19 protein-coding genes are annotated in these 23,433 nt (G+C 56.9%); 12 read left to right on the top strand and 7 right to left on the bottom strand.

What is annotated here, in order from left to right:
* Window positions 1-57 precede the first annotated feature (57 nt).
* The 11 genes from N5W20_RS03415 to N5W20_RS03465 all read left to right on the top strand — a co-directional run bounded on the left by N5W20_RS03415 (window position 58) and on the right by N5W20_RS03465 (window position 12,886).
* Window positions 58-1,221 carry an arabinose transporter gene (locus N5W20_RS03415; RefSeq protein ID WP_319807515.1) on the top strand — a complete coding sequence of 388 codons (1,164 nt, stop codon included), beginning with the start codon at window positions 58-60 and terminating at the stop codon, window positions 1,219-1,221.
* A 167-nt stretch (window positions 1,222-1,388) separates the two neighbouring features.
* Window positions 1,389-3,731, top strand: coding sequence for a TonB-dependent receptor (locus tag N5W20_RS03420; RefSeq protein ID WP_319807516.1), 2,343 nt, complete (start codon window positions 1,389-1,391; stop codon window positions 3,729-3,731).
* On the top strand, window positions 3,728-4,885 hold the full coding sequence (locus N5W20_RS03425) for a phosphotransferase enzyme family protein (protein WP_319807517.1): 1,158 nt from the start codon (window positions 3,728-3,730) through the stop codon (window positions 4,883-4,885). Before N5W20_RS03420 ends, N5W20_RS03425 begins: the two co-directional genes overlap by 4 nt.
* The gene (pnuC, locus tag N5W20_RS03430) at window positions 4,882-5,436 is read left to right on the top strand and encodes a nicotinamide riboside transporter PnuC (protein ID WP_319807518.1); all 555 of its coding nucleotides are present in this window, start codon (window positions 4,882-4,884) and stop codon (window positions 5,434-5,436) included. Before N5W20_RS03425 ends, pnuC begins: the two co-directional genes overlap by 4 nt.
* Before the next feature lie 34 nt (window positions 5,437-5,470).
* Window positions 5,471-5,938, top strand: a complete 468-nt coding sequence (locus N5W20_RS03435; RefSeq protein ID WP_319807519.1) for a GtrA family protein — start codon at window positions 5,471-5,473, stop codon at window positions 5,936-5,938.
* 135 nt (window positions 5,939-6,073) lie between these two features.
* Entirely contained in the window at window positions 6,074-8,728 is a 2,655-nt protein-coding gene (gene alaS / locus N5W20_RS03440) for an alanine--tRNA ligase (RefSeq protein ID WP_319807520.1), read from the top strand.
* A gap of 132 nt (window positions 8,729-8,860) precedes the next feature.
* A complete protein-coding gene (locus N5W20_RS03445; protein WP_319807521.1) occupies window positions 8,861-9,535 on the top strand; it encodes a carbonic anhydrase in 675 nt (224 codons plus the stop codon).
* Window positions 9,471-10,418 carry an endonuclease/exonuclease/phosphatase family protein gene (locus N5W20_RS03450; protein ID WP_319807522.1) on the top strand — a complete coding sequence of 316 codons (948 nt, stop codon included), beginning with the start codon at window positions 9,471-9,473 and terminating at the stop codon, window positions 10,416-10,418. The genes N5W20_RS03445 and N5W20_RS03450 overlap by 65 nt, the downstream gene beginning before the upstream one ends.
* 71 nt (window positions 10,419-10,489) lie before the next feature.
* Window positions 10,490-10,807: a DUF2849 domain-containing protein gene (locus N5W20_RS03455; RefSeq protein ID WP_319807523.1), complete on the top strand. Its 318-nt coding sequence runs from the start codon at window positions 10,490-10,492 to the stop codon at window positions 10,805-10,807.
* Complete coding sequence (locus N5W20_RS03460; RefSeq protein WP_319807524.1) at window positions 10,804-12,480, top strand: nitrite/sulfite reductase; 1,677 nt, start codon at window positions 10,804-10,806, stop codon at window positions 12,478-12,480. The genes N5W20_RS03455 and N5W20_RS03460 overlap by 4 nt, the downstream gene beginning before the upstream one ends.
* Window positions 12,467-12,886: a DUF934 domain-containing protein gene (locus N5W20_RS03465; protein WP_319807525.1), complete on the top strand. Its 420-nt coding sequence runs from the start codon at window positions 12,467-12,469 to the stop codon at window positions 12,884-12,886. The genes N5W20_RS03460 and N5W20_RS03465 overlap by 14 nt, the downstream gene beginning before the upstream one ends.
* 69 nt (window positions 12,887-12,955) lie before the next feature.
* On the opposite strand, the gene N5W20_RS03470 is transcribed toward N5W20_RS03465, so the two are convergent.
* The 3 genes from N5W20_RS03470 to N5W20_RS03480 form a co-directional block, all read right to left on the bottom strand.
* Window positions 12,956-14,674: a dihydroxyacetone kinase family protein gene (locus N5W20_RS03470; RefSeq protein WP_319807526.1), complete on the bottom strand. Its 1,719-nt coding sequence runs from the start codon at window positions 14,672-14,674 to the stop codon at window positions 12,956-12,958.
* Between the two features lie 155 nt (window positions 14,675-14,829).
* Entirely contained in the window at window positions 14,830-15,291 is a 462-nt protein-coding gene (gene derI / locus N5W20_RS03475; protein WP_319807527.1) for a D-erythrulose-4-phosphate isomerase, read from the bottom strand.
* Between the two features lie 61 nt (window positions 15,292-15,352).
* The gene (locus tag N5W20_RS03480) at window positions 15,353-16,129 is read right to left on the bottom strand and encodes a triose-phosphate isomerase (RefSeq protein ID WP_319807528.1); all 777 of its coding nucleotides are present in this window, start codon (window positions 16,127-16,129) and stop codon (window positions 15,353-15,355) included.
* Between the two features lie 284 nt (window positions 16,130-16,413).
* On the opposite strand from N5W20_RS03480, the gene N5W20_RS03485 reads away from it, so the two are divergent.
* Window positions 16,414-17,229 (top strand): DeoR/GlpR family DNA-binding transcription regulator, encoded by an 816-nt coding sequence (locus N5W20_RS03485; RefSeq protein WP_319807529.1) that lies wholly within the window; start codon window positions 16,414-16,416, stop codon window positions 17,227-17,229.
* A 29-nt stretch (window positions 17,230-17,258) separates the two neighbouring features.
* On the opposite strand, the gene N5W20_RS03490 is transcribed toward N5W20_RS03485, so the two are convergent.
* The 4 genes from N5W20_RS03490 to N5W20_RS03505 all read right to left on the bottom strand — a co-directional run bounded on the left by N5W20_RS03490 (window position 17,259) and on the right by N5W20_RS03505 (window position 23,429).
* Window positions 17,259-18,314 (bottom strand): NAD(P)-dependent alcohol dehydrogenase, encoded by a 1,056-nt coding sequence (locus N5W20_RS03490; RefSeq protein WP_319807530.1) that lies wholly within the window; start codon window positions 18,312-18,314, stop codon window positions 17,259-17,261.
* A 99-nt stretch (window positions 18,315-18,413) separates the two neighbouring features.
* Window positions 18,414-18,770, bottom strand: a complete 357-nt coding sequence (locus N5W20_RS03495; protein WP_319807531.1) for a hypothetical protein — start codon at window positions 18,768-18,770, stop codon at window positions 18,414-18,416.
* A gap of 34 nt (window positions 18,771-18,804) precedes the next feature.
* A complete protein-coding gene (locus tag N5W20_RS03500; protein ID WP_319807532.1) occupies window positions 18,805-20,280 on the bottom strand; it encodes an efflux transporter outer membrane subunit in 1,476 nt (491 codons plus the stop codon).
* Window positions 20,277-23,429 carry an efflux RND transporter permease subunit gene (locus N5W20_RS03505; RefSeq protein WP_319807533.1) on the bottom strand — a complete coding sequence of 1,051 codons (3,153 nt, stop codon included), beginning with the start codon at window positions 23,427-23,429 and terminating at the stop codon, window positions 20,277-20,279. The genes N5W20_RS03500 and N5W20_RS03505 overlap by 4 nt, the downstream gene beginning before the upstream one ends.
* Window positions 23,430-23,433 lie beyond the last annotated feature (4 nt).

Below are 23,433 nucleotides of genomic sequence, written 5' to 3' on the forward strand. Positions count from 1 at the left end.
TGAGGCTGACCTTACGCGCTTATTCATTCAGTCCCAGGGGGCGTTGAGGATGTCGTCATGACAGGCATGGTCCGGCTCGCAATCGCCCTCTTCCTCACCTACCTCGCTGTCGCCATGCCTCTGGCCGTCATTCCACCTTATGTAACGGGCTGGCCGGGTTACAGCACGTTTCTCGCGGGGGTCAGTGTCGGATGCTCGTTTTTCTCGACCCTTCTGACCCGCGGCCGCGCCGGACGGTTCTGCGATCATCATGGCGGCGACCATTCCATGCATCGCGGCCTGTTGCTCTATGCCATCGGGTGCTTTTGCTGCGCCCTGTCAGCGATTCCGGCGCTTCCCTTAAGCTTGCGCTTCGGCCTACTGATTTCAGGGCGGCTCATTATCGGCGTGGGTGAAAGCTACACCATGGTTGGTGTCCATATCTGGGGCATCGGGCTGGAGGGGCATGAGAGATCGGGGCGCGTCCTGTCCCTCACCGGGATGGCCATGTATGCCGCCTATGCGGTGGGCGGCCCGAGCGGCTTATGGATCTTTCATCACTGGAATTTCCTGACCCTCATGCTTCTCTGCATGGCCCTGCCCGGCCTTGGCTTCATCCTGACACGCGGCCTGCGCCATGTGCCACCTTCACAGGGTGAGCGACGCGCGTTTTTCTCTATCCTTTCCGCTATAAAATGGCATGGCGCGGGTGTTGCGCTGCAAGGTGTCGGGTTCGCCGTGCTGGGGGCTTATATTGCCCTCGCCTTTCATCATCGCCATTGGGATCATGGCGGACTTGGCCTGACATTTTTCGGGCTGGCTTTTGTCGCGAACCGCCTTCTTATCGGTTCCACCCCGGACCGTTTCGGCGGCCTGCCCATCGCTTTGGGGTCGCTCTTGGTGGAAGCTGCGGGACTGGCCTGTATTTCCGCCGCCGCGACGCCCGTCATGGCGCTTTTTGGCGCGGCACTGGCAGGGGGTGGCTGTTCGATGGTCTATCCTGCTTTGGGGCGTGATGTGGTGCGTGTCGTCTCACCTGATCATCGCGCCCTCGCGCTTGGCGGGTTCGCGGCTTTCCAGGATGTCGCCTATGCTGTCACCGCGCCCATTGCGGGTTCGCTGGTTGATGGTTTCGGATATGGCACTGTTTTCATGCTGGCTGCTTTCTGCGCCACCATCGGCGCTATTATCGTCATTGGCCTGATGCTGCGCGAGAAATCGGGATCGAACCTGGCGGCCTGAAAAGCGTGGCGTCCCCGCATCATTTCGCACCGCAAACGCGTCGTGCGTTGAATCATCTTTACCTGCCACAAAAACACTTTTATCAGCGAAGGGCTACGGGGAGGGCGCTTCTGCGGCACTCATTTGGCAGAAGGGGCTGTTGCTGCGTCATGCGCCGGGACTATTTTGTGACGCGCCGATTTCTGCATCGCGCTGCCATTTTCACCCTTTATGGCCTGCCTCTGCATGCACATTGTGCTGAAAACGCCGCCGCCCGCCCGGAGGCGGAAACCATCAAAGTCAAAGCGTCGGCGCTGAATGACAAAGCGGATTTTGGTGAAGGGGGGCTCATGCGCCCCGTTTATGCGGCGCAGGCGACCAGTGTCGTCTCAAAACCTTTCATTGACACGCAGTCGCCAATTTCCTCCGCCTATCAACTTGTCAATAATCTGCCCGGGGCCAATGTCGCGGCGTCTGACCCTTTCGGCCTGTCTCCCTACACAAATGTGACGGTCAGGGGGCTGAATAGCGACGCGCTTGGCTTTACGCTTGAGGGGACGCCACTCAACGACATCGCCTATTACGGCGCCTACCCCGCGCAATTCGCAGATGCGGAGAATTATCGCGCCATCGCCGTGACGCAGGGTGCGGCGGCGATTTCCGATCCCGTCCTCAATGCTGCGGGTGGGCTGATGGCGCTGACCTATCTCCAGCCCGCCAAAACCCCTGGTGGCACGGTCAATATCTCCTATGGCGCCTATGCCAATAGCCGCCAGTTTCTAAGGCTTGAAAGCGGGGAGATCGGCCATACTGGCGTCAGGGGATTTATCTCCTACTCCCACACCACAGCGCATAACTGGCGCGGCCCGGGTGAGGATCGCCGCCAGCATGTCGACCTCAAATTCATCAAATCCATCCATCAACATTCGGATATATCCCTCATCGGCTCATGGAATCGCGCAACGTCGAGTTATTATCCGCAAGTGACGCTGGATGGCTGGCACGCTGACGGGATCGGCGGCAGCAACGACCTCAAAGCCTGGTACGATGCGGGTCACACCGCGCAGGCACAGAATTATTACCGCCTGTGGGAAGCGCCGGAACAGACTTTCTACGCCGGTCTACCCAGTCACTTCACCCTGTCCGATCATCTGACCTTTGCCGTGACACCCTATGCCCAGGCCGCTTACGGGTCAATCGCGAGCGGCGCGACCCTTCCCGTGTCAGGGGTCTATAATGGCGTCATGCCCGTCAATGGCCATCTGCGCAACCTCAATGGTGATGGGGGTGACGCGGTCGTCCGGGCTAATGGCGTGCAGGAAAGTTACCGCACCGGCTTCAACGCCCATCTCAGTCTCGAAACCGGGCGCAATAAGCTGACTTTTGGTTATTGGTATGATTATTCCGATGATCGCGAGGTGCAATCCTTCACGCCCGTCGGGTTGGATGGCCGCGCGCCGGATCTCTGGGCCCGCCGGAAAAGCGGCCTTGTCTTACTGCCTGACGGGCAGGCCCTTTACGGTAGCGCCTTCCACACAATCGGGCAGGTCAATGCGCTCTATATCAATGACCGGTTGTCGCTTTTCAGGGATAAAATGGTGCTGGAGGCCGGGTTCAAGGATGTGATGTACGCGATCCGGGGGACAAATAATCTCCCCGGCCCACAATATCGCACGGGCGGGAGCTATCAGGTGCCGCTCCCCCGCATGTCGATAAAATATCATTTCCGCCCGGAACATCAGATTTTCGTAAACGTCACCACCAATTTTCGCACCCCTTCAAGCACGGCATTTTACGATTATTACGACGTCACTTCGGGGGCGGTCGTGACGGATGGGGCGCAGAAGCTGAATCCCGAATATTCGATTTCACAGGAATTAGGTTACCGTTATTTCGGCAAAAAGCTTCTGGGCAGTGTGACTTTCTTCAATTACAACTTCACAAACCGGCAGATAACCACCGAGATCTTCCGCTTCGGCGCGCCGGTGCAGACGACGGTGAATGCGGGCGGGCAGACATCGCGCGGCGTCGATGCTGAAATTTCGATGCGGCCTTATCATCACTGGAGTCCCTATATCTCAGCCGAGTATCTTCATGCGACGATTGATAATGATATCGTCGTCAATAATGACCTCCTGCCGACGCGGGGTAAAATCGCGGTACGCAGCCCTGCCTTCCAGGCTTCTGTCGGCCTCTCTTATGATGATGGGCATGTTTTCGGGATGGCGACGGCCCATTATACCGGGCGGCAATATGCGAGCTTCATGAATGACGTTGCGATGCCGGGCTATATCACAGGCAATCTCGCGCTGGGCTATCGATTTGACGATAAATTCCGGCTGAAATCACCGAGTGTCCGCGTAAACTTCACAAATATCGGCAATAACCACGTGCTTTCAGGCGTTTCAAGCGTGACCCTTGCCGGGAGAAACACAATCGGCCGGCGCGGCACCGTTATCGCGGGGAGTGACCCGCTATTTTACATCGGCAGCGGCTTCGCCGTGCTCTTCACAGCAGGTGCGGGGTTTTGACTGAGGAACACGCAAACCGTCAGTTCGGTGTCGATGGCCCGATAGCCCCCCGTATCTGGCCCGCCATGACAGAGGCGGAGAGAAGGCTGCTCATTCCCCATTACCCTTTTCTAAAAGATGCGCCGGAGATCAGCCACCATTCGCCGCGCCCTTTCTCCTCCGCCTGTATTTTCAGCGGCGCACCCGGTCGGTTTTTCGTTAAACGCCATGACCACCGGGTCAAAAACGAAGCCAGTCTGCGGGAGGAGCATCGCTTTGCCCGACATCTGGCGGGCCACGCCCTGCCCGTGCAGCCCTTCCTCAAAAATAAACAGGGGGAAACGGTCACGCGATGCGGCGATTGGGTTTATGAAATCACGGCGGCATCGCCTGACATCGATCTTTACCGTGATGTCCAATCATGGGAAGGGTGGTTCAATTCCGCTCAGGCCCATGCGGCCGGGCGTCTCCTCGCGCAGTTCCATGATGTGATGGCGAGTGACACCGCCCCGCCGCGTGTCGATCCTCAATTGGTCTCAAACATGGATTTGCTGCGCCGTGTCGATTTCGCATCGTCCCTCGATGAGGCTGTCGCTCATCTGACACCGGCAGAGAATGGACTTCTCCATCACCCTTCCTATCAGCAGGCGCGGGCCGCGTTTCTAAAATTCCATGACGCGTTAAAACCCCTCCTGCCGCATCATAAACCATGTTGGGGCCATGGGGACTGGCATGGCTCCAACCTGATGTGGCGCGGTGAGGGAGAGGATGCCGTGCCGGTGTCCGTCTTTGATTTCGGCATGGCGGATCGTACCTCCGCCCTTTTCGATCTCGCCGTCGCGATTGAACGCAGTATGGTCAGCTGGCTGGCCCCCGATATGAGTCAATGGCAGGTGCGTTACGATGCGCTTAGGGCCTTCCTGCGCGGTTATGAGTCGCAACGGCCGCTTTCCGCAACGTCACGCCAGGCGCTGGCCGCTATGCTGCCCCTTTGCCACATCCATTTCGCCCTCAGTGAATATCGATATTTCGCGTCACTTCTCCATGATGAACATAGTGCGCAGGTGGCGTTTGAGAAATATTTCATCGGCCATATGAAATGGTTTCAGACGCCGCCAGGTCAGGCGCTCCTGCAATATATCGCGCAGGGTGAAGAACCGGGTGTCACATCATGAGCCCGATTGAATCCGCAGGTGTCCTGCTCAGCGCGGGTGGTGTGTTCCTGGAGACGCAACGCGTCGTGCTGTGCTGGCCCATCAACATCATGGCGGCTGGCTGCTATTTTTACATATTTGGTGAGCAGCATCTTTATGCGGATGCGGCGCTTCAGCTCCTCTTCATCAGCCTGTCCCTCTATGGGTGGGTGATGTGGCGGAGAAAGCCGCCTATTGCATCCGGTCCGACGCCGGCGCGAAGATGGTTCATAGTGCAATGTTGCGGCATGCTTTTTGCGGGGCGTCTGCTCGGCGTGGCGCTGTCGCGTTGGTCAAGTGATCCTGCACCTTATGCGGATGCGATGCTGACAGCGTCCAGCATTCTGGCAACTTACTGGATGGCGCAACGTCTCCGGCAGGCATGGCTTGTCTGGATTATCACAAACGGCGCCTATGTCGTGCTCTTCCTCTCGCGGGGGCTGGATGCCACGGCAGCGCTCTATGGTGGCTTCATGCTGCTCGCCATTTATGGCTGGTTTAAATGGGGCTTCAATCGTGACGTCGCGACATGACACCGCGCCGACGCTTCGCTATTCTGGAAAAACGATGACCGACGCACGCCCTGAGCCCGATCCCGCCCCTCTTAGCCCGAAGGCTGGAAGAGATTATACCCGGTTTCTGCGCTTCGCTGTTGTCGGATCTTTCGGATTTTTGTGGGATACCGGCACTGTCTATCTTTTGCGACCCTTCATCGGGCTGACATGCGCGCTGCTGGCCGGGTTTTTCGTCGCCTGCTCCATTAACTGGTTTGTCAATCGCATCTGGACTTACGGCCATATCTCCCATGGCGGGCACGTTCTTGCGCAATGGATGCGCTTCCTCGGCGCCAATAGTCTCGGGTTTATCCTCAATCGCGGTGCGGCACTGATGTTGAGTTTCAGCTTCCCCCTTTGTGAAAGAAACCCGGTCATACCGGTGGCGGTCGGCGCGATTATCGGGCTCGCGACCAATTTCAATCTTTCCGATCGGCTTGTATTTCGTGCAGATCGCGCCAAATCAGGTAAGGGCGTCTAATCGTCCATTTTGTTACTGAGACCTGCGCGCCCCGACGCATGTCAGCAGGATTTTCTCCCTTATCCATTTTCTTTACAAGATATTTGTAATAGGGAGGTGCCTCACACTTCTTGTTTGACAGCGTCCCGAGAGACCATGACGATCAAAGCCCTGAACAACACGACTGCCGAGCTTCGCGCCACCTTTTTGAATTACTTCAAATCCTGCGGGCATGAAGTCATTCCCTCCGCATCGCTGATCCCGCAGAACGACCCGAGTCTGATGTTCACCAATGCGGGGATGGTGCCCTTCAAGAATGTGTTTCTCGGGCAGGAAACCCGGCCCTATCGGCGCGCGGCGACGGCGCAGAAAGTCGTGCGCGCGGGCGGAAAGCATAATGATCTGGATAATGTCGGGTATACGGCGCGCCATCTGACGTTTTTCGAGATGATGGGGAATTTCTCTTTCGGCGATTATTTCAAGGCTGAAGCCATTGAATTCGCCTGGACGCTCCTCACCGAAGGCTTCGCCCTCCCGAAGGAAAAGCTCCTCGCAACAGTCTATGCGGAGGATGAGGAGGCAGCGTCGCTCTGGCGGCGCATTGCCGGGCTCAGTGATGACAGGATCATCCGCATCGGGACAAATGATAATTTTTGGCGCATGGGGGATACGGGGCCATGCGGCCCGTGCTCAGAAATTTTTTATGATCACGGACCCGATGTCTGGGGTGGCCCGCCCGGCAGTCCGGAAGAGGATGGCGACCGTTTCGTCGAAATCTGGAACCTCGTTTTCATGCAGTTTTTCGAGGGTGAAGACGGCACGCGCAGTTCTTTGCCTCGCCCCTCCATCGATACGGGTATGGGGCTGGAGCGCTTCGCCGCCGTCATGCAGGGCAAGCAGAATGTCTGGGAGACGGACCTCCTTTATGGGCTGGTCGAAGCAACCGCCGCGCTGACCCATACGGACACGGCCGGGACGATGCTGCCAAGCCAGCGCGTTGTCGCCGACCATCTGCGTTCCTCCGCTTTTCTGATTTCCGATGGCGTGCTGCCAGCGCGTGACGGGCGCGGCTATGTGCTGCGTCGCATCATGCGCCGCGCCATGCGTCACTTGAAACGCCTGGGCGCGACGGAACCGATGTTCTACCGCCTTGTGCCGAAACTCGTTTCCGAAATGGGGGCAGCCTATACGGAACTACGCAATTACGAAGCCCTGATTACGGAGACAATGCGCGGTGAAGAGGAACGCTTCATCGCTCTTCTTGATCGTGGCATGGCATTGCTGGATCAGGAACTCGACAAGCTCGGCTCTGGCGCTGTGCTGCCGGGGGATGTGGCTTTCAAACTTTACGACACTTACGGATTTCCGCTTGATCTTACGCAGGATGCCTTGCGGGAGCGCCATGTTGATGTCGATGTGGCAGGGTTTGAGACGGCCATGCAATCCCAACGCGCCCGTGCCCGCGCGGCCTGGACGGGGTCAGGCGATGAGGCGACGGACTCCATCTGGTTTGATGCGGTGGAGAAATTCGGTGCGACGGATTTTGCCGGATATGATTCCGAGAAAACTGAAGCGAGCATCCAGATGATCGTCAAAGGCGGCGATATCGTGCTGGAAGCCGCCCCGGGTGACGAGATTGCGGTCATCCTCAATCGCACAGTTTTTTACGGTGAAAGCGGCGGGCAGGCGGGTGATCATGGGCATTTATCCGCCTCAGGGATCGATGTAGAGATCACGGAGACCCAACGGCGCAATCATGATCTGATCGTGCATTACGGCACGGTCAGGCAGGGGCCGGTCCGGGTCGGTGCCTCCGTCACAGCGGAAATTGATGGGGACAGACGTCGTGATACGCGGGCGCACCATTCAGCAACGCATTTGCTGCATGAGGCATTGCGCCGCAAATTAGGCGCCCATGTGACTCAGAAAGGCAGCCTCAATGACCCGGATCGCCTGCGCTTCGATTTTTCCCACCCACAAGCCATGACCGCCGCGGAATTACAGGCGGTGGAGCAGGATGTGAATGCGATGATCCGGGCCAGCCACCCGGTCCTGACGCGGGAAATGACACCGGAGAGCGCACAGAATGAGGGCGCGATGGCGCTTTTCGGTGAGAAATATGGTGAGAAGGTGCGCGTCGTCTCCATGGGCGCGGCCGAGACGGATCGGAACGCCTACTCCATCGAGCTTTGTGGTGGCACGCATGTCCATAATACAGGTGAGATCGGGGTTTTTCGCATCCTCAGCGAGTCCGGTGTGGCTGCCGGGGTGCGTCGGATTGAAGCTGTGTGCGGCCGTAAAGCGGAGGAACTCGCGCGGCAGACCGAGCAGAGTCTGAAGGACATCGCCGCCCTCCTCCGCGTCCCCGTTGCAGATGCCAAAGCGCGCGTCCAGAGTTTGATGGATGAGCGGAAATCACTTGAGAGGAAACTGGCGGACCTTCAGGTCAAAATGGCCTCTACCACCACGGCGGCCGATCAGGAGAAGATTGGCGAAATCACTTTCATCCCGCGCTTTATTGAAAACCTCCCCGCGCGTGAATTACGTAACGCGGCTGAAAACGCTGTCAAAAAACAGCAGAACACCGTGATTGCCGCTTTGTCTGACGCGGACGGGAAAGGCAGCATCGTGATCGGCGTCACGCCGGACCTGACGGAAAAAGTCGATGCGGTCAGCCTCGTCCGGGCAGCGGGTGACGTGATGGGCGGCAAAGGTGGCGGCGGGAGTAAAACCCTCGCCCAGGCGGGCGGGCCGAACCCTGAGAAGGACAAGGTTTTTGCAAAAATGCGGGAAATCCTTGCGCAATTATGAACGCTTCGTGACAAAGTTTTTCCGTGGCGGTTTGCGGTGGACAAAGGAACGGGTGGCCTGCATCGTTGTTTGAAAAAAATCTTACAACTGCGCGGGCCGTGAAGCCATCGCGCGAGAGCAAAGAGCGCCTGTATGAAGCCTGAAATCAAAAACAGCCTTATCCGCCTTCTTGAAGGCGTTCAGCTTTTCGACGAGACCGTCTATGAGGAGCATAAGGCGTTATTTGAGACCCTCGCGGAGTCGCAATCACCTTCGACGCTGTTCATCACCTGCTCAGACAGCCGTGTTAACCCCAATCTCATCACCCAGACCCTGCCGGGGGATCTCTTTATTGTGCGCAATGTCGGCAATATTGTGCCGCCCCATGGGGAAATGATGGGAGGCGTCTCCTCCGCCGTTGAATATGCCGTTATGGCATTGAAAGTAAAACATATTGTCGTTTGCGGGCACTCTAATTGCGGCGCGATGACCGCATTATGTGATCTTAGCTCCTCCAAATTTGACGAGATGCCGACAATCCGCCGCTGGCTGCAAAATGCCGAAGCCGCGCGCGCCGCGGTGATCGGTCTCAAGGCGGAAGATGCCGGCCCCGACACGGTGAGGGAACTTGCCGAGCAGAATGTTCTGCTGCAACTTGCCCATCTCAGGACGCATCCCGCCGTCGTGCGGGCGCTGTCACTGGGAGAAGCGACCTTACAGGGTTGGTTTTACGATATCGGAACGGGTCAGGTCATCATACTTGATGAACAAACGAGAAAAACGCGTCCGGTCAAAGAGTTATTGGACGAGCTTAAAGCCAAAAACTAACTGCATCGCGGCGGTCTTTCTGGCTTTGGCCGTCACGACACCCGCGCGGGCGGCGCGCATCAAACTGGCCACCTGGAATATGGAGTGGCTTTCGCACCGCCCACTCAGCGACCCTTCTCTTCCTTTTGACCGACCGGATCGCGGGCCTGAGGATTACCGCCACATCGCCACCACCCTTGAAAAACTCGCCCCGGATATCATCGCTTTGCAGGAAGTCGATGGCGCAGACGCTTTAGCGGGCCTTTTCAAAGACGGGGCCTACCAGTTTTTCATGACGCCCACGCCCATCGCGCAACGTGTGGTCGTGGCGGTGCGGCAAGGTTACGATGTCACGCTCAACCCGGCCCTCATGGCCCTCAATGTCAGTCCGAAAGGCCACCATCCTTTGCGGGAAGGTCTCGATCTCACCATCACGATCAGGAAACAGCCTCTTCGCATTTTGGCCCTGCATCTCAAAACCGGGTGCTGGGAGCAACCCCTCAACCAGCGCCTCCATGCCTGCCCGCTTCTTTATCGGCAATTATCAATCATCGCGGATTGGGTGGCGGCGCGGCAAAGTGAGGGTGTTCCGTTTATTCTGATCGGCGATTTCAATCGACGCTTTACCGATCAAGACCCTGCTTTTAAATTATTATCGCGCAATGCGAAGCTTGTACTTGCGACCGAAGGACTGGCAAACCCCTGTCACGGTGGAGAGTATTTCATTGATCATATCATTCTCGGCGCATCGGGACGCGCGGCATTCAGCAATCATTCCTTACGCGTGATGACATCCGCGCAGAAATTCGATTCAGGTGTAACTTCTGACCACTGTCCCGTTTCCGTCAATATCAACCTCAATGACATGCAGGGCACGTCACCGACGCAGAATGCGGCGAGGTGATCTGTCTTGCAACAAAGTTAAAGGCCTGAAATACTGGGCGCGTTGTTTAAAATCGATTTGAGGCGCATGGAATGAAACGCTCGATCCGTATCGCGGACGATAATAAGGTTGTCATTACGGGCAACCGGTTGAAGGATGGGCGTATCGTATGGCTGACAGAAGCTGGCGGTTGGTCAGACTCAATTTATGACGCCCGGCAGCTTGATTCGGACGTGTTTCAAACCTATCTGGATGATGCTTCCAAACGTGCGGCGGGGGACGGCATTATTGATGTCTATGAAGTGCCCGTGACGCCGGGGCACCCGCCCTCACCCATCAGCATGCGCGAGAGGATCCGGGCATTCGGCCCGACCACTCACCCACAATTTGCAGTAAAATCAACGTCATGAGTTCCAAAAGCCCAATCGGCCATTACCAGTATGAAGAAATTGACCGAGAATTTCTGAAGGCGCGCGTCGATGAGTTCGCCGAGCAGGTTGAACGCCGCCTGTCCGGCAATTTGACGGAAGATGAATTCAAGCCCCTGCGCCTCATGAACGGGCTTTATCTTCAGCTCCACGCTTATATGCTGCGTGTCGCCATCCCCTATGGGGTTCTGGATAGTCGCCAGATGCGGCAATTCGCGCACATCGCCAAACATTATGATCGCGGTTACGGTCACCTTACGACGCGGCAGAACATCCAGTTCAACTGGATTTCGCTTGAGCAGGCACCCGAGATCCTGCGGCAACTGGCGCAGGTGGACATGCACGCCATTCAGACAAGTGGCAATTGCATCCGAAACGTCACCAGCGATCATTTTGCAGGCGCGGCGCATGATGAGCTTTTTGACCCGCGCGTTCATGCGGAAATCCTGCGTCAATGGTCAACCTTGCATCCTGAATTTTCCTTCCTGCCTCGCAAATTTAAAATCGCGATCACGGGCAGCGTCGAGGACCGGGTCGCGGCGCGCTTCCACGATATTGGCATTCTGGCCCGACAATCTGAGAAAGGGCCAGTCTTCCGCATCTTCGTCGGCGGGGGCCTCGGCCGCACGCCCCTGGTGGGGAAGGAACTGTTCGATGATGTGGCGGAGTGGGACCTCCTCAAAACGGTGGAGGCCGTTCTACGCGTCTATAACGCCCATGGTCGGCGCGATAATATCTACAAAGCGCGCCTGAAGATATTGCTGCAACATCTTGGTATTGAAGAATTTCGTCGTCAGGTGGCGGAAGAAATCCGGACAATGGATGACCGGCATTACGCGCTCCGGCCTGAAATTGTGGAGAAGATCAAAGCACGTTTCGCGGTCCCGACCCTGACAGAGACGGATACGGCAGAGGCTGAAATTTCAGCCCATCGTCAGCGCGATGAGGGTTTCGATTTATGGATGGCGAGCAACGTCACCCGCCATAAAAATGATGCCTATGCCGTGGTGACGATCTCCGTCAAATCGCCCGGAGAAATTCCGGGTGACCTCACGAGTGATCAGATGGCACGAATCGCCGCATTGGCGGATGAGATGAGCTTTGGGGAAATCCGCGTGTCCCATTTGCAAAATCTCGTTTTCGGCCATGTGGCGCGGAAAAATCTCTTCCGCCTCTGGTCAGCCTTGCAGGAGATCGATCTGGGCAGTGCCGCAAATAATCTCATTGGTGACATTATCGCCTGCCCCGGGCTTGATTATTGCGCTTTGGCCAATGCGCGCTCCATCCCCATCGCCCAGAAGCTCAGTCAACGCTTCGCGAGTTTCGCTTTACAGAAGGCGATCGGGCCGATTTCGATCAATATTTCCGGGTGTATCAATGCGTGCGGGCATCACCATGTTGGAAATATCGGCCTGCTCGGGGTAGATAAACGCGGTGAGGAATTTTTCCAGATCACTTTGGGCGGGCGCGCTGGTGAGGATGGCAAAGTCGGGTCTATCCTCGGTGCTGCTTTGAAAGAGGATGAGATGGTCGATGCGATTGCGCGGATCATTGATCGTTTCCTTGAGCTGCGCGCGCAGGATGAGAGTTTCCTGGCGACTTTAGACCGTCTTGGTGAATTGCCCTTCAAGGAAGCTGCGTATGAAACGGTTTGACCTGAAAAGCTGCGTTTCATCACCCATGCCGCCCGACAGCGCTGCCGTGGCGCTGCCTGAGGCGACGGAGGCCGCGACCTCCATCCGCTTGAACGTTGATGACGATATTGCGGCCCTGTCGCCTTTTTTACCGCATTTACACAGCGTTATCCTCGTTTTCCCGAGCTTCCGGGATGGACGCGCCTTCACCCAGGCGCGCGCTCTGCGGGAAAAGTTGAAGTTTACAGGAGAGATTCTGGCGGAGGGGCACCCCCTTCCGGATCAGATCGATTTTATGCGGCGCTGCGGTTTCAATGCGGTTTTACTTGAGGACGAAGCGACCTGCGCGGCGTGGGCCGCGCATAAAACGCATTTCCCGCAAAATTATCAAAACCGCTTTTTTCTGTCAGAGTCACCTCAGGGCTGAGACGAAATCGCGTCACACGGCGCGCAGGTGAACATCATTCTCCTGCGTGCCGCTTGACCAGGGTTTTGATCAAACTTCCGCTGTCTGCTTCAATGATTCTGCGACGACCTTGGCGACAAGGGCAAGCGACAATGCACCAGCATCCGGATGGCCGATGCTCCTCTCTCCGTGCGTGCGTGATCGACCCCGCCGCGCCTGAAGAAGGCGCGTCACTTCAGCTTCCCGTTGCGCGGCTGCCGCGCCCCTCTCCCAATTGGTAGCGGGATCGTCCTGCGTTTCAGCCGCGAGAGATGTTGCTAACGGGTCAAGCGCATCAATCAGGGTTTTGTCGCCCGGCTTTGCCCCTCCAAGGCGCATGATGACATCTCGCGCTTCCATGACACCCCGCGCCATCTCATGGGCTGTTGCCTGCTTCTCATCACTCAGCTTTGTGCTGAAGGCGTGCAGACCGGCACCCCATAGCGCCCCTGACGTGCCACCTGCCCGATCCGCCCAGGCATCAGCCGCAATAGCCAGGACGGTGCGCGCACCCCCACCCGCGTGCGCCGCCGCGCGCGCCGCTTTGGCGGCCGCGTCAGAGCCGCGCGCCATACCTTGCCCATGATCCCCATCGCCTGTCTGCGCATCAATACGCCCCAATTCGGCCTCCGCCGCCGCGAGAGCCTGCGCAATCGCCGTCATGACCCGCGCGACGCAGCGCCCGCCCTGCCTGCCTTCTTCCGTCGCGGCGGGGGGCGGCACGGTTGCTTCAGCAGGTTCAGGCGTCAGTGTCTGAAGCCCCGCCCCCTCGATGCGTTCACGCGTCAGGGCCGGGCTGATGACGGGGGCGCGCCAGAGCGGTTCCAGCGCGGCATCTAGCCACGTCAACGTCAAGGAACACCCCGCCATATCGAGACTGGTGATGAATTCCCCAACGCAGGGCGCGACGATCTTCAATCCATGCCGCGTTAAAATGTCGGTGATATGGGTCCAGAGGACGAAAAGCTCTTCATATTTCGTGGCGCCCAGTCCATTGAGGATGACAGCAACAGATTGCGAGCCGTCCGAAGGCTTTTCCGCGAGGAGCGCGGTGCAGAGACGTTCCGCGAGTGCCTGCGCGTCAGGGATGGGCGTCTCCTCTAACCCCTGCTCACCATGCACGCCGAGGCCGATCGCCATTTGCCCCGCCGTAACGTCAAAAAGCGGTGCCGCTTCACCCGGAAGCGTGCAACCCGCAAAGGCCACGCCTAAACTCTGCGTCCGGCGATTGGCTTTTTCCCCGATTGCCATGACCGCATCAAGGTCAAGCCCCTCTTCCGCCGCAGCGCCCATGATTTTAAGGATCGCGAGGTCACCCGCTATCCCGCGGCGCTCAAGATGGCGCGCGGTCGGTGCGCTGGCGATGTCATCACTGACCGCCATGAGGCGCGTCGGAATGCCCTCTGCATTCAGCCGCTCCGCCGCGATGCTGAAATTCAGGACGTCACCCGCGTAATTTCCGTAGCCCAATATGATGCCGCGCCCCTGATGGGCTGCGCGTGCGGTACGGATGATGGCCTGCGTTGACGGAGAGGCAAAAACATCCCCGGCGACGGCCGCATCCGCGAAACCCTTCCCGACATAACCGAGAAAGGCGGGGTAATGGCCTGACCCGCCCCCAACGACCAGCACGACTTTCGGGGCTGCTTGTGTGTCCCGACGCATGACTCCGTCCGGAAGGAGACGCACCATGGATGCGTGGGCAAGGGCAAAACCTTGCAAAGCCGTTTTGGCAAAGCGAGATGCTTCCGCACCGCAGATTTTTGTCATGCGACCAATATCCCTTCCTCTGACCGACGCGGCCGTAAGATATCATTTCCATCCGAGTTGGCTAACAGGCGTTCGTTATCGGCCGCTGCTTAAATCTGATCAAAAAAAACGGCCCCAAAGGACCGCTTTTCTTAGTGACGCGTCAGGCACCGGGCTTATTTCGGTGCTGCGTATTTCTTATCCAGTGCATCAATGCCCGCGACATTTTTTGCCGAGGCGCTTGCGGGGTCGAATGTTTCATTCAGCCAGGCTTCCGCGATGGACTTCGCCAATTCCAACCCGACGACGCGTGCGCCCATGGTGATGATCTGCGCATTATTCGAGAGTGCCGCACGCTGGGCTGAATAAGTGTCATGGGTGAGGGCGGCGCGAATGCCAGGGATCTTATTGGCGGAAATGCACACCCCAATCCCCGTGCCACAACAGAGAATGGCGCGCTCAAACCGGCCCTCTTTCACCGCGAGAGCAACGCGTTCGCTCAGGCTTGCATAAAGCTCCGCCGCGCCATTTTCCGGTTTGGAAAGGTCGGTCGCTTCAAAGCCCTTTTTCTGAAGGTGGGTCGTCAGTTGGTGGGCCAGCGCCTCACCTGCACTGTCACCCGCGATCGCGATTTTCATAGTCTTCGTCCTTTCTTTCGTCGCACCGGACATCAATTTTCCGGCACGTCCAATTCTGTCCTCACCGGTTCGATGAGGCTGCGCATGCATCGATGATGGCGGCGAAATCTTTCGGTGCCCATGCGGCGCGGCCGATAAAGATGCCGTCAATATCTTTCTGCCTCACATAATGCGCGGCATTTTGCAGGGACACACTGCCCCCATAGAGAATATTGATCGCGCGCGCTGTCTCGGCACCGTAAATATCTGCCAGATGATGGCGGAGACGTGCATGGGCATCCTGCACAAAGTCGGGCGCGGCCGCGCGCCCTTTAGCCCCGATGGCCCAGACGGGCTCATAGGCGAAAAGCACCTTTTTAACCTGCTCCGATGTCAAACCATGCAGGGCAATCCTGGCCTGCCGCGCCAAAGTCTCATGCGTCACGCCGAAATGATGGTCTTCCGCCGTGTCACCAATGCAGATAAGCGGGGTCAGATCGTGGCGCATCGCTGCGGCAACTTTGAGATTAACGGTTGCATCTGTCTCATTGAAATGCGTGCGCCGCTCAGAGTGCCCAACCTCAACGATCGTCGCGCCGCTTTCCTTGATCATGGGGGCGGAGATTTCGCCCGTCCAGGCGCCCTCATCCTCCCAATGCGTGTTCTGTGCACCGACCTGAAAAGGTGATTTGTCCAAAATGCGGGAAACATCCGCAATGGAGGTGAAAGGGGGGATGACGAATGAGCTGATATGAGATGGTAATGCGATTTCTGCCAGTGCCTCCGCAGCCTGACGCGCCTCCCGGGGTGCCTTATTCATCTTCCAACTCGTGCCGACCCAAAGCGGTTTGCTGCGCATAATCTTCTCCATTTCATGCATGGCGTCGTTTTACCACGTCACGCCACCGGCTCAAAATTCGCCCGATATAATGTGATCAACCCATCCAAGGATTTTTGGTAGTGTCTCCGGGTAGGATTGCACGCGGAGATAGCATTGATTCGGCGCGGCAGGTTGCAAGTTTTTGTGGTTGAGATAACAAATTTAAAGTGATAGTGTTTCAATCATGAGACTTTCGGCAGGGTTGCAAGATTTGAGTGTCCGTTGATTTGAGCGGTTGTAATAGAAGGGATAGGACATACTAAATGAGTGATAATAACGGAACGCTCCTCTTCGATACGCAGACGACAAGTCTCAAGCGTCGTAACTTGAAGTCCCGCCAGCAGCGCATTCTCGATTTGCTTTTTGAACATGGCAGTATGAGCATTGAGAGCCTTGCGGATAATTTCGGCGTCAGCCGCATGACGATTCATCGCGATGCGCATAATCTGGCTGATAAGGGTTTGATCGATAAAAATCACGGCGGCGTTTCCCTCAAAAACCGCGCCAGGACTGAGAAAAACATCGCCTACCGCCAGCATCGCGCCGCTGATCTCAAAAGGGAAATCATCCGGGAAGCTGTTTCCATGGTGAAGCCGGGCGACGTCATCATGCTCGATGACTCAACCACGGTCGCCGAAATGTTGCCGCTTCTGCCTTCCCTTGCCCCCTTGACGATCATCACAAACGCGCTGGGCGTGATGCAGGCGATGGCTCCCTTCCCCGGGATCAAGTTGATCTGTCTTGGTGGTGAATATAATGGCGCGCGCAATGCATTTTTCGGCCTGGTGTGTGAGCAGGCGACGCGGGCATTGCGGGCCAACACATTTTTTGTGTCGACATCCATCATTGCGGACGGCACGGCCTATCAGAATGATCAGGACGTCGTCAAAGTCAAAAGGACGATGATGGATATTGCCGATCGATGCGTTTTGCTGGCGGACAGCACGAAGTTCCGGGCGGGCGGGCTGCATCGTCTGGCCCAATTGCAGGAATTCGACGCGATCCTGACGGATAAGCAGATTGACCCCGAGCGCCTGGCGGAAATCCGGGAGCTCGGGGCGGTTGTGACGGTCTGCTGACCGTCACATGGCTTGAAGTGAAGTGACCCTTACGCTGCTTCCTCGAGCGTCTTGAGGTCGATGACGAAGCGATATTTCACGTCTGATTTCTGCATACGCTCATAGGCATTCTCAATGTCTTTGATCGCGATCATCTCGATATCTGACGTGATGCCATGCTTGCCGCAGAAATCGAGCATTTCCTGCGTTTCCGGGATGCCGCCAATGAAGGACCCCGACATGGAACGCCGCTTGGAGGCGAGATCCATCGGCATGAAACCGAGTGGGTCCTCCGGCAGACCGACGAAGACAAACACGCCTTCCCGCTTCAGTGTTTCGAGATAGGGCGCAACAGGGTGTTTGACGGCCACCGTATCGATAATGAGGTCAAGTTTACCGGCGCATTGTGCCATTTCCCCTTTATCTTTTGACATCACCACGTGATGCGCGCCAAGCCGCTTGGCGTCTTCCACCTTGCCTTGTGACGTGGTGAAAAGCGTCATCTCCGCGCCCAGAGCCCGCCCCAGTTTTAACGCCATGTGGCCGAGACCACCGAGGCCAATCACCCCGACCCGCGTGCCCGGCCCGGCCTTCCAGTGGCGGAGGGGGGACCAGGTGGTGATGCCGGCGCAAAGCAGCGGAGCAACAGCGGCGAGGTCAAGATTTTTAGGGATGTTGAGCGCGAATTTCTCCGTCACGACAATCGCGTCAGAGTAACCACCAAATGTTGGCGTCCCCATCTCCGGATCGTCACTGCCATATGTCATTGTGGAACCGGTCTCGCAATATTGCTCCAGCCCTTCCTGACAGCTTTGACAATGCCCGCAGGAATCGACCAGGCAGCCCACTCCGGCGAGGTCACCTTTTTTGAAGCGTGTGACCGCGCTCCCGACTTCGACAACTTCACCAACAATTTCATGGCCGGGGACACAGGGATAGATGGTGCTTCGCCACTCATTGCGTGCCATATGGAGGTCAGAGTGGCAAACGCCGCAATATGCGATCGCAATCCGCACATCCTTGGGGCCGACATCCCGGCGCTTGAACGAAAACGGCTTGAGAGAATCATTGGCACTCTGGGCCGCATAACCTCTGCATTCGAGCATGATCTATCCTTTACAAAATATGGAATGACCAAGCGCAAAGCGGCATCTCAGGCTGTTGCCGTAAAACAATGCCGCATTTTTTGACAGTATCTGTTGTCGCTATTCTTCAGGCGTCTTGCCGACGCGAACACCAATACGTTGCACCTGTGTCAGATTTCCGAAACGGTCATAATAAAAGATAGCAGTTCCGCGCTGCTGTGCATAGCCATCGGGCGTTCCATCCGGTCGGCGGAAAAGGAGCTGCTTTGAGTCAGCTCTCTGAATGACCTCGTCACCCTTTGGAATAAAATGAAAAAGGCTGAAATCCGCATGGGCGCGCGGTAATTTCGACTCGCGGGCCTGTTGATGCAGGCTTGGCACCTTAGGCGCCTCATCTTCCGGCGGCGCCTCCTGCGCCCATAAAGGTGACGCGGCGAAAAGAACGGACGTAGTGCAGATCAGCGCAGGAACGTCCATCCTGCGCGTCCAGCAACGTAACTTTACCAGCATGTCAGACACCTTTTTGCGCGTGAGCAGTTGTAGGCAGCTGCACGTCTTTCTCACTCCAGCCGCCGCCGAGCGCGCGATATAAGGTGACGATATTCTGATATCGCGCAAGTTGGACCATGATGAGGTTTTGCTGCGCCAGATAGAGCGTCCGTTGCTGAGTCAGGGTCGTCAGATACGGATCAATCCCGGATTTGTAGCGCATCATCGCGAGATCGTAAGCTTTCCGGGATGCTGCGACAAGGCGGGTCAGATGCTGATCCTGCCGCAGGTAGGTTTCCCGCCCGGTCAATGTGTCTGAAACTTCCTGAAAGGCTTTCTGCACGCCTTTTTCATAAAGAGCGACCTGACGTTTTTGCTCTGCCTTCGCCATTTTCAGGTTACCGGAATTCTGCCCCCACGTGAAAATCGGCAGCGTAATGGCCGGGTTGGCGCCCCATGTCTGTGCATTCGGGGTAAAGAGATTGCGAAACTGCAAGCTGCTGATCCCCTCCTGAGATGTCAACGTCACTTTCGGGAAGAACGCCGCGCGCGCCGCGCCGATACTGGCATTGGCACCGATAAGCTGATGCTCAAGCGCGCGCACATCCGGGCGATTGGCAATCAATTCGGAGGGGAGGCCGGCCGGGATATCGGCCATCAATGTCTGCTGACCGAAATTTGAAGGCGGGGGGAGTGTGTCCGGCAATGGCGTGCCGACAAGCAGTTGCAGAGCGTGCTCATCCACCGCCATCTGACGCGTGAAGCGTGCGACATCACTGGCGGCACTCTCAACCTGCGTCTGGATCTGGCTGAGGGTCAGTTCCTCCGTCTGGCCATAAGCGAAAAGATTTTTCGTCAGTTCAAGCGTTTGCTGCTGCGATGACAGCGTATCCTGCGCGATATGCAGCAAAGCGCGGTCGCTCAACCATTGCAGATAGGTGTTGGCAATCTGAGAGATCAATGTGATCCGGACAGATCGCGTATTTTCCGCCGCGGCGAGGACGGACTCGGCCTGAAATTTCGACAGGTTACGGATACGCCCGAATAAATCGACCTCATAAGCTGAGAAACCGATCCCGGCGCCGTAATAGCGTAACAGAGAGGCATTTGTGCCGGTGGAAGGCGCGAAGGAGAAACCGGCAAGGTCAGAAGGCGCATTGTAATTAGCCTGACCTGTCACGCTAATGGGAGGGAAAAGCGATGCATGCTGGACCTGATAGCTCCCCTGTGCGGAGATGATCGCTGCGGCCTTCTCCTGCAGATCACGGTTATTGCGCAAAGCCAGCGAGATGATCGCCTTTAAACGCGCGTCACGGAAAAAATGCGTCCACCCCATATTGGCGGAAGATGCGCCATCAACGCGACTCTGCGCATCGTCCGGGTATTTATTCTGCACCGGTTGATCTGGCCGCTTGTAATGGGGCGCCAGATTGCATCCTGCCAAAAGCGCAACCATCCCGAAAATTGTCAGGGATTGCGCCCAATCACGCAGCCTCATGATTTGACTCCCTTCGATCGCTGCGACTTTTTGGCGTAAATATCGATTTTCTCCTTCAGGCGCTTCACGCGGAAAAGGCGAAGAATAATGACGAAGAAGACTGGCACGAAAAATATCGTCAGCGCCGTCGCCGATAACATGCCGCCCACCACGCAGGTGCCGATGGCCTGACGCGAGGAGGCGCCCGCGCCCGAGGCGAAAGCAAGCGGTAGTACCCCGAAAACAAAGGCGATGGAGGTCATCAGGATCGGGCGCAAGCGCTCCCGGCCCGCTTTGATGACGGCTTCCTCCAAAGAGTCGCCTTCCTCGAAGAACGCTTTGGCGAATTCCACGATAAGAATGGCGTTTTTAACCGAAAGCCCCACCGTCGTGAGAAGTCCAACCTGAAAGTAAACGTCATTACTGAGATTACGCATCAATGTCAGGACAATGGCACCCAGCACGCCGAGCGGCAGAACGAGCACGACGGAAAGCGGGATGGCCCAGCTTTCATAGAGGGCCGCCAGGCAGAGCAGGATGACAATGCCGGCCAGCGCATAAAGCGGGCCGGTGGAATCGCCGGACTTTGCCTCCTCATAGGAAAGGTTCGTCCATTCATATCCGATACCTGCGGGAAGGCTTTTCGCAATACGCGCGATCTCGTTCATGGCCGCGCCGGAGCTCACACCTCGACGGGGAGAACCCTGCACTTCAAGCGCGTCAACACCATTATAGTTGGAGACTTTCTGCGGACCGTAAATCCATCTGCCCTGCGCGAAGGAATTAAAGGGCACCATCGTGTTGCTGGAATTGCGGATATACCATTTATTGACGTCCTCAGGCGTCATACGCGCCCAGGGCTCACCCTGAATGTAAACCTGCTTCACGCGGCCTGCACGTAGAAACTGATTGACATAAATGGAGCCGAAAGCACCGCTGAGAGCGCTGTTGATCTCACTATTCGTGATGCCCTGCGCATTCGCCCTGTCGCGATCCACATCGAGATGGAATTGCGGCTGATCCGCCATTTCCATCGAGCGCACAGCTTCCAGAAGCGGGCTTTTATTGCCCTCGGCAATCAACTGGTCACGCGCGGCTTCCAGCGCATTGCGGCCGAGATGACCATTATCGACCAACTCGACGTCAAAGCCGGACGCATTCCCCATCTCCATGACCGGAGGCGGATTAATGGCGAAGATCTGCGCTGCCGGGTCGCCCCAGAAATGCATCGTGATCTCCTGCGCGACATTCATCGCCGACTGGTTCGATTTTGTGCGGATATTCCAGGGTTTGAAACGGACGAAGAACGCCCCCGCGCTCTGCCCCTGCCCGGCGAAATTGAACCCGTCCACACTGAAGACGGACTGAACGATATCGCCGTAATTCTTCATGATGTAATCGGAGATTCGGCGATTCACCTCACCTGTCTGCGCTTTGGTGGCGCCGGGGCGCATCGTCAACTGGCCGAAAAGAACGCCCTGATCCTCCTCCGGCAAAAACCCTGTCGGCACGCGGAGGAAGAGAAACACCACGCAGCCTGTCAGAATGACAAATCCGATCAGCGCCACGGTGACACTGTTGATCATCCATTTCACACCGCGGAGATAAGCCTCCGTCATCCGGTCAAAATGGAGGTTGAACCATTTGGCGAAGCGGTTTTTAACTGTGTGGGACGGCCGCAGCATGGTTGCGCAAAGCGCAGGCGTCATGATGAGCGCGACGAGGACCGACAGCCACATGGCGGCGACAATGGTGAAGGAGAACTGGCGATAGATCACGCCTGTCGACCCGCCAAACGCCGCCATGGGCAGAAACACCGCCGTCAGAACCAGCACAATCCCCACGAGTGCGCCCTGGATCTCATCCATGGAGGCTTTTGAGGCTTCCTTCGGGGAAAGTCCCTCCTCATCCATGACACGCTCGACATTTTCCACAACGACGATCGCATCATCCACCAACAACCCGACAGCCAGCACCATCGCCAACATTGTCAGCGTGTTGATGCTGTAACCGAGCCCCGACAGAACACCGAACGTCCCCAGCAGCACGACCGGCACGGCGATTGTCGGGATCAGCGTGGCGCGGAAATTCTGGAGGAAGATCAGCATCACCACAAAGACAAGAATGATGGCGATGACCAGCGTTTCAAGCACTTCATGGATCGATAAAGTGATGAAGGGAAGCGTGTCGAACGCGTAAACCGTCTTCAGACCTTTCGGGAAAAACTTTTCAAGCTCTGAAATCTTGTCGCGGACGGCGGCTTCCGTTTTGATCTGGTTGGAGCCCGGCGCGAGTTTGAGGCCGATACCGACGGCGGGACGGTTATTATAAAATGACGAGATATTATAATTCTGCGCCCCCAATTCCACGCGCGCGACGTCCTTGAGGAGCACCTGTGACCCGTCAAGCTGCACTTTCAGCACAATATTGCGGAATTGCTCAGGGTCGCTGAAGCGCTCCGGCCCGATGATCGAGGCATCGAAACCAGCTTCCGATGAGGCGGGCACGCCGCCGAGTTCACCGGAGGAAATCTGGATGTTCTGCTGTGCAATCGCATTCTGCACATCCGTGACGTTAAGCTGGTAACGAAACAGCTTGTTCGGATCCATCCAGATGCGCATTGCATATTCGGAGCCGAGAAGCGTCTTGTCACCCACACCCGTCACGCGGGAGACAGGGTCAGACACGTTGGAGGCGATGTAATCCGCAATATCCTGCCCCGACATGCTGCCATCTTCAGAGATGAAGGCAGGGATAAGGAAAAAGCTCTTCGCGGATTTATTGACTGAAATACCCTGTGTGACGACTTCTGTCGGCAGACGCGGCTGGGCAAGCTGCAATTTATTCTGCACCTGCACCTGCGCGATGTCGGGGTTGGTCCCCTGCTCAAACGTCAGGTCGATTTCCATATGTCCGCTGCCGAAAGACGTCGCGGAAATATATTCAAGATGGTCAAGCCCGTACATTTGTTGGAGGATCGGCCGCACCGTCGTGTTATTGACGGTCTCAGCCGAAGCCCCCGGATAGTCGACCGAAATCGCGACTTCAGGCGCGGCAATGCTGGGATATTGCGCAACCGGCATGTTCGGGATGGCGACAATCCCGATGAGCATGATGATGAGTCCAATGACCCAGGCGAATACGGGGCGGTCGATAAAGAAGCGTGACATGGAT

Origin of the sequence: Candidatus Kirkpatrickella diaphorinae (assembly GCF_025736875.1) — a bacterium.
GTDB lineage: Bacteria > Pseudomonadota > Alphaproteobacteria > Acetobacterales > Acetobacteraceae > Sorlinia > Sorlinia diaphorinae.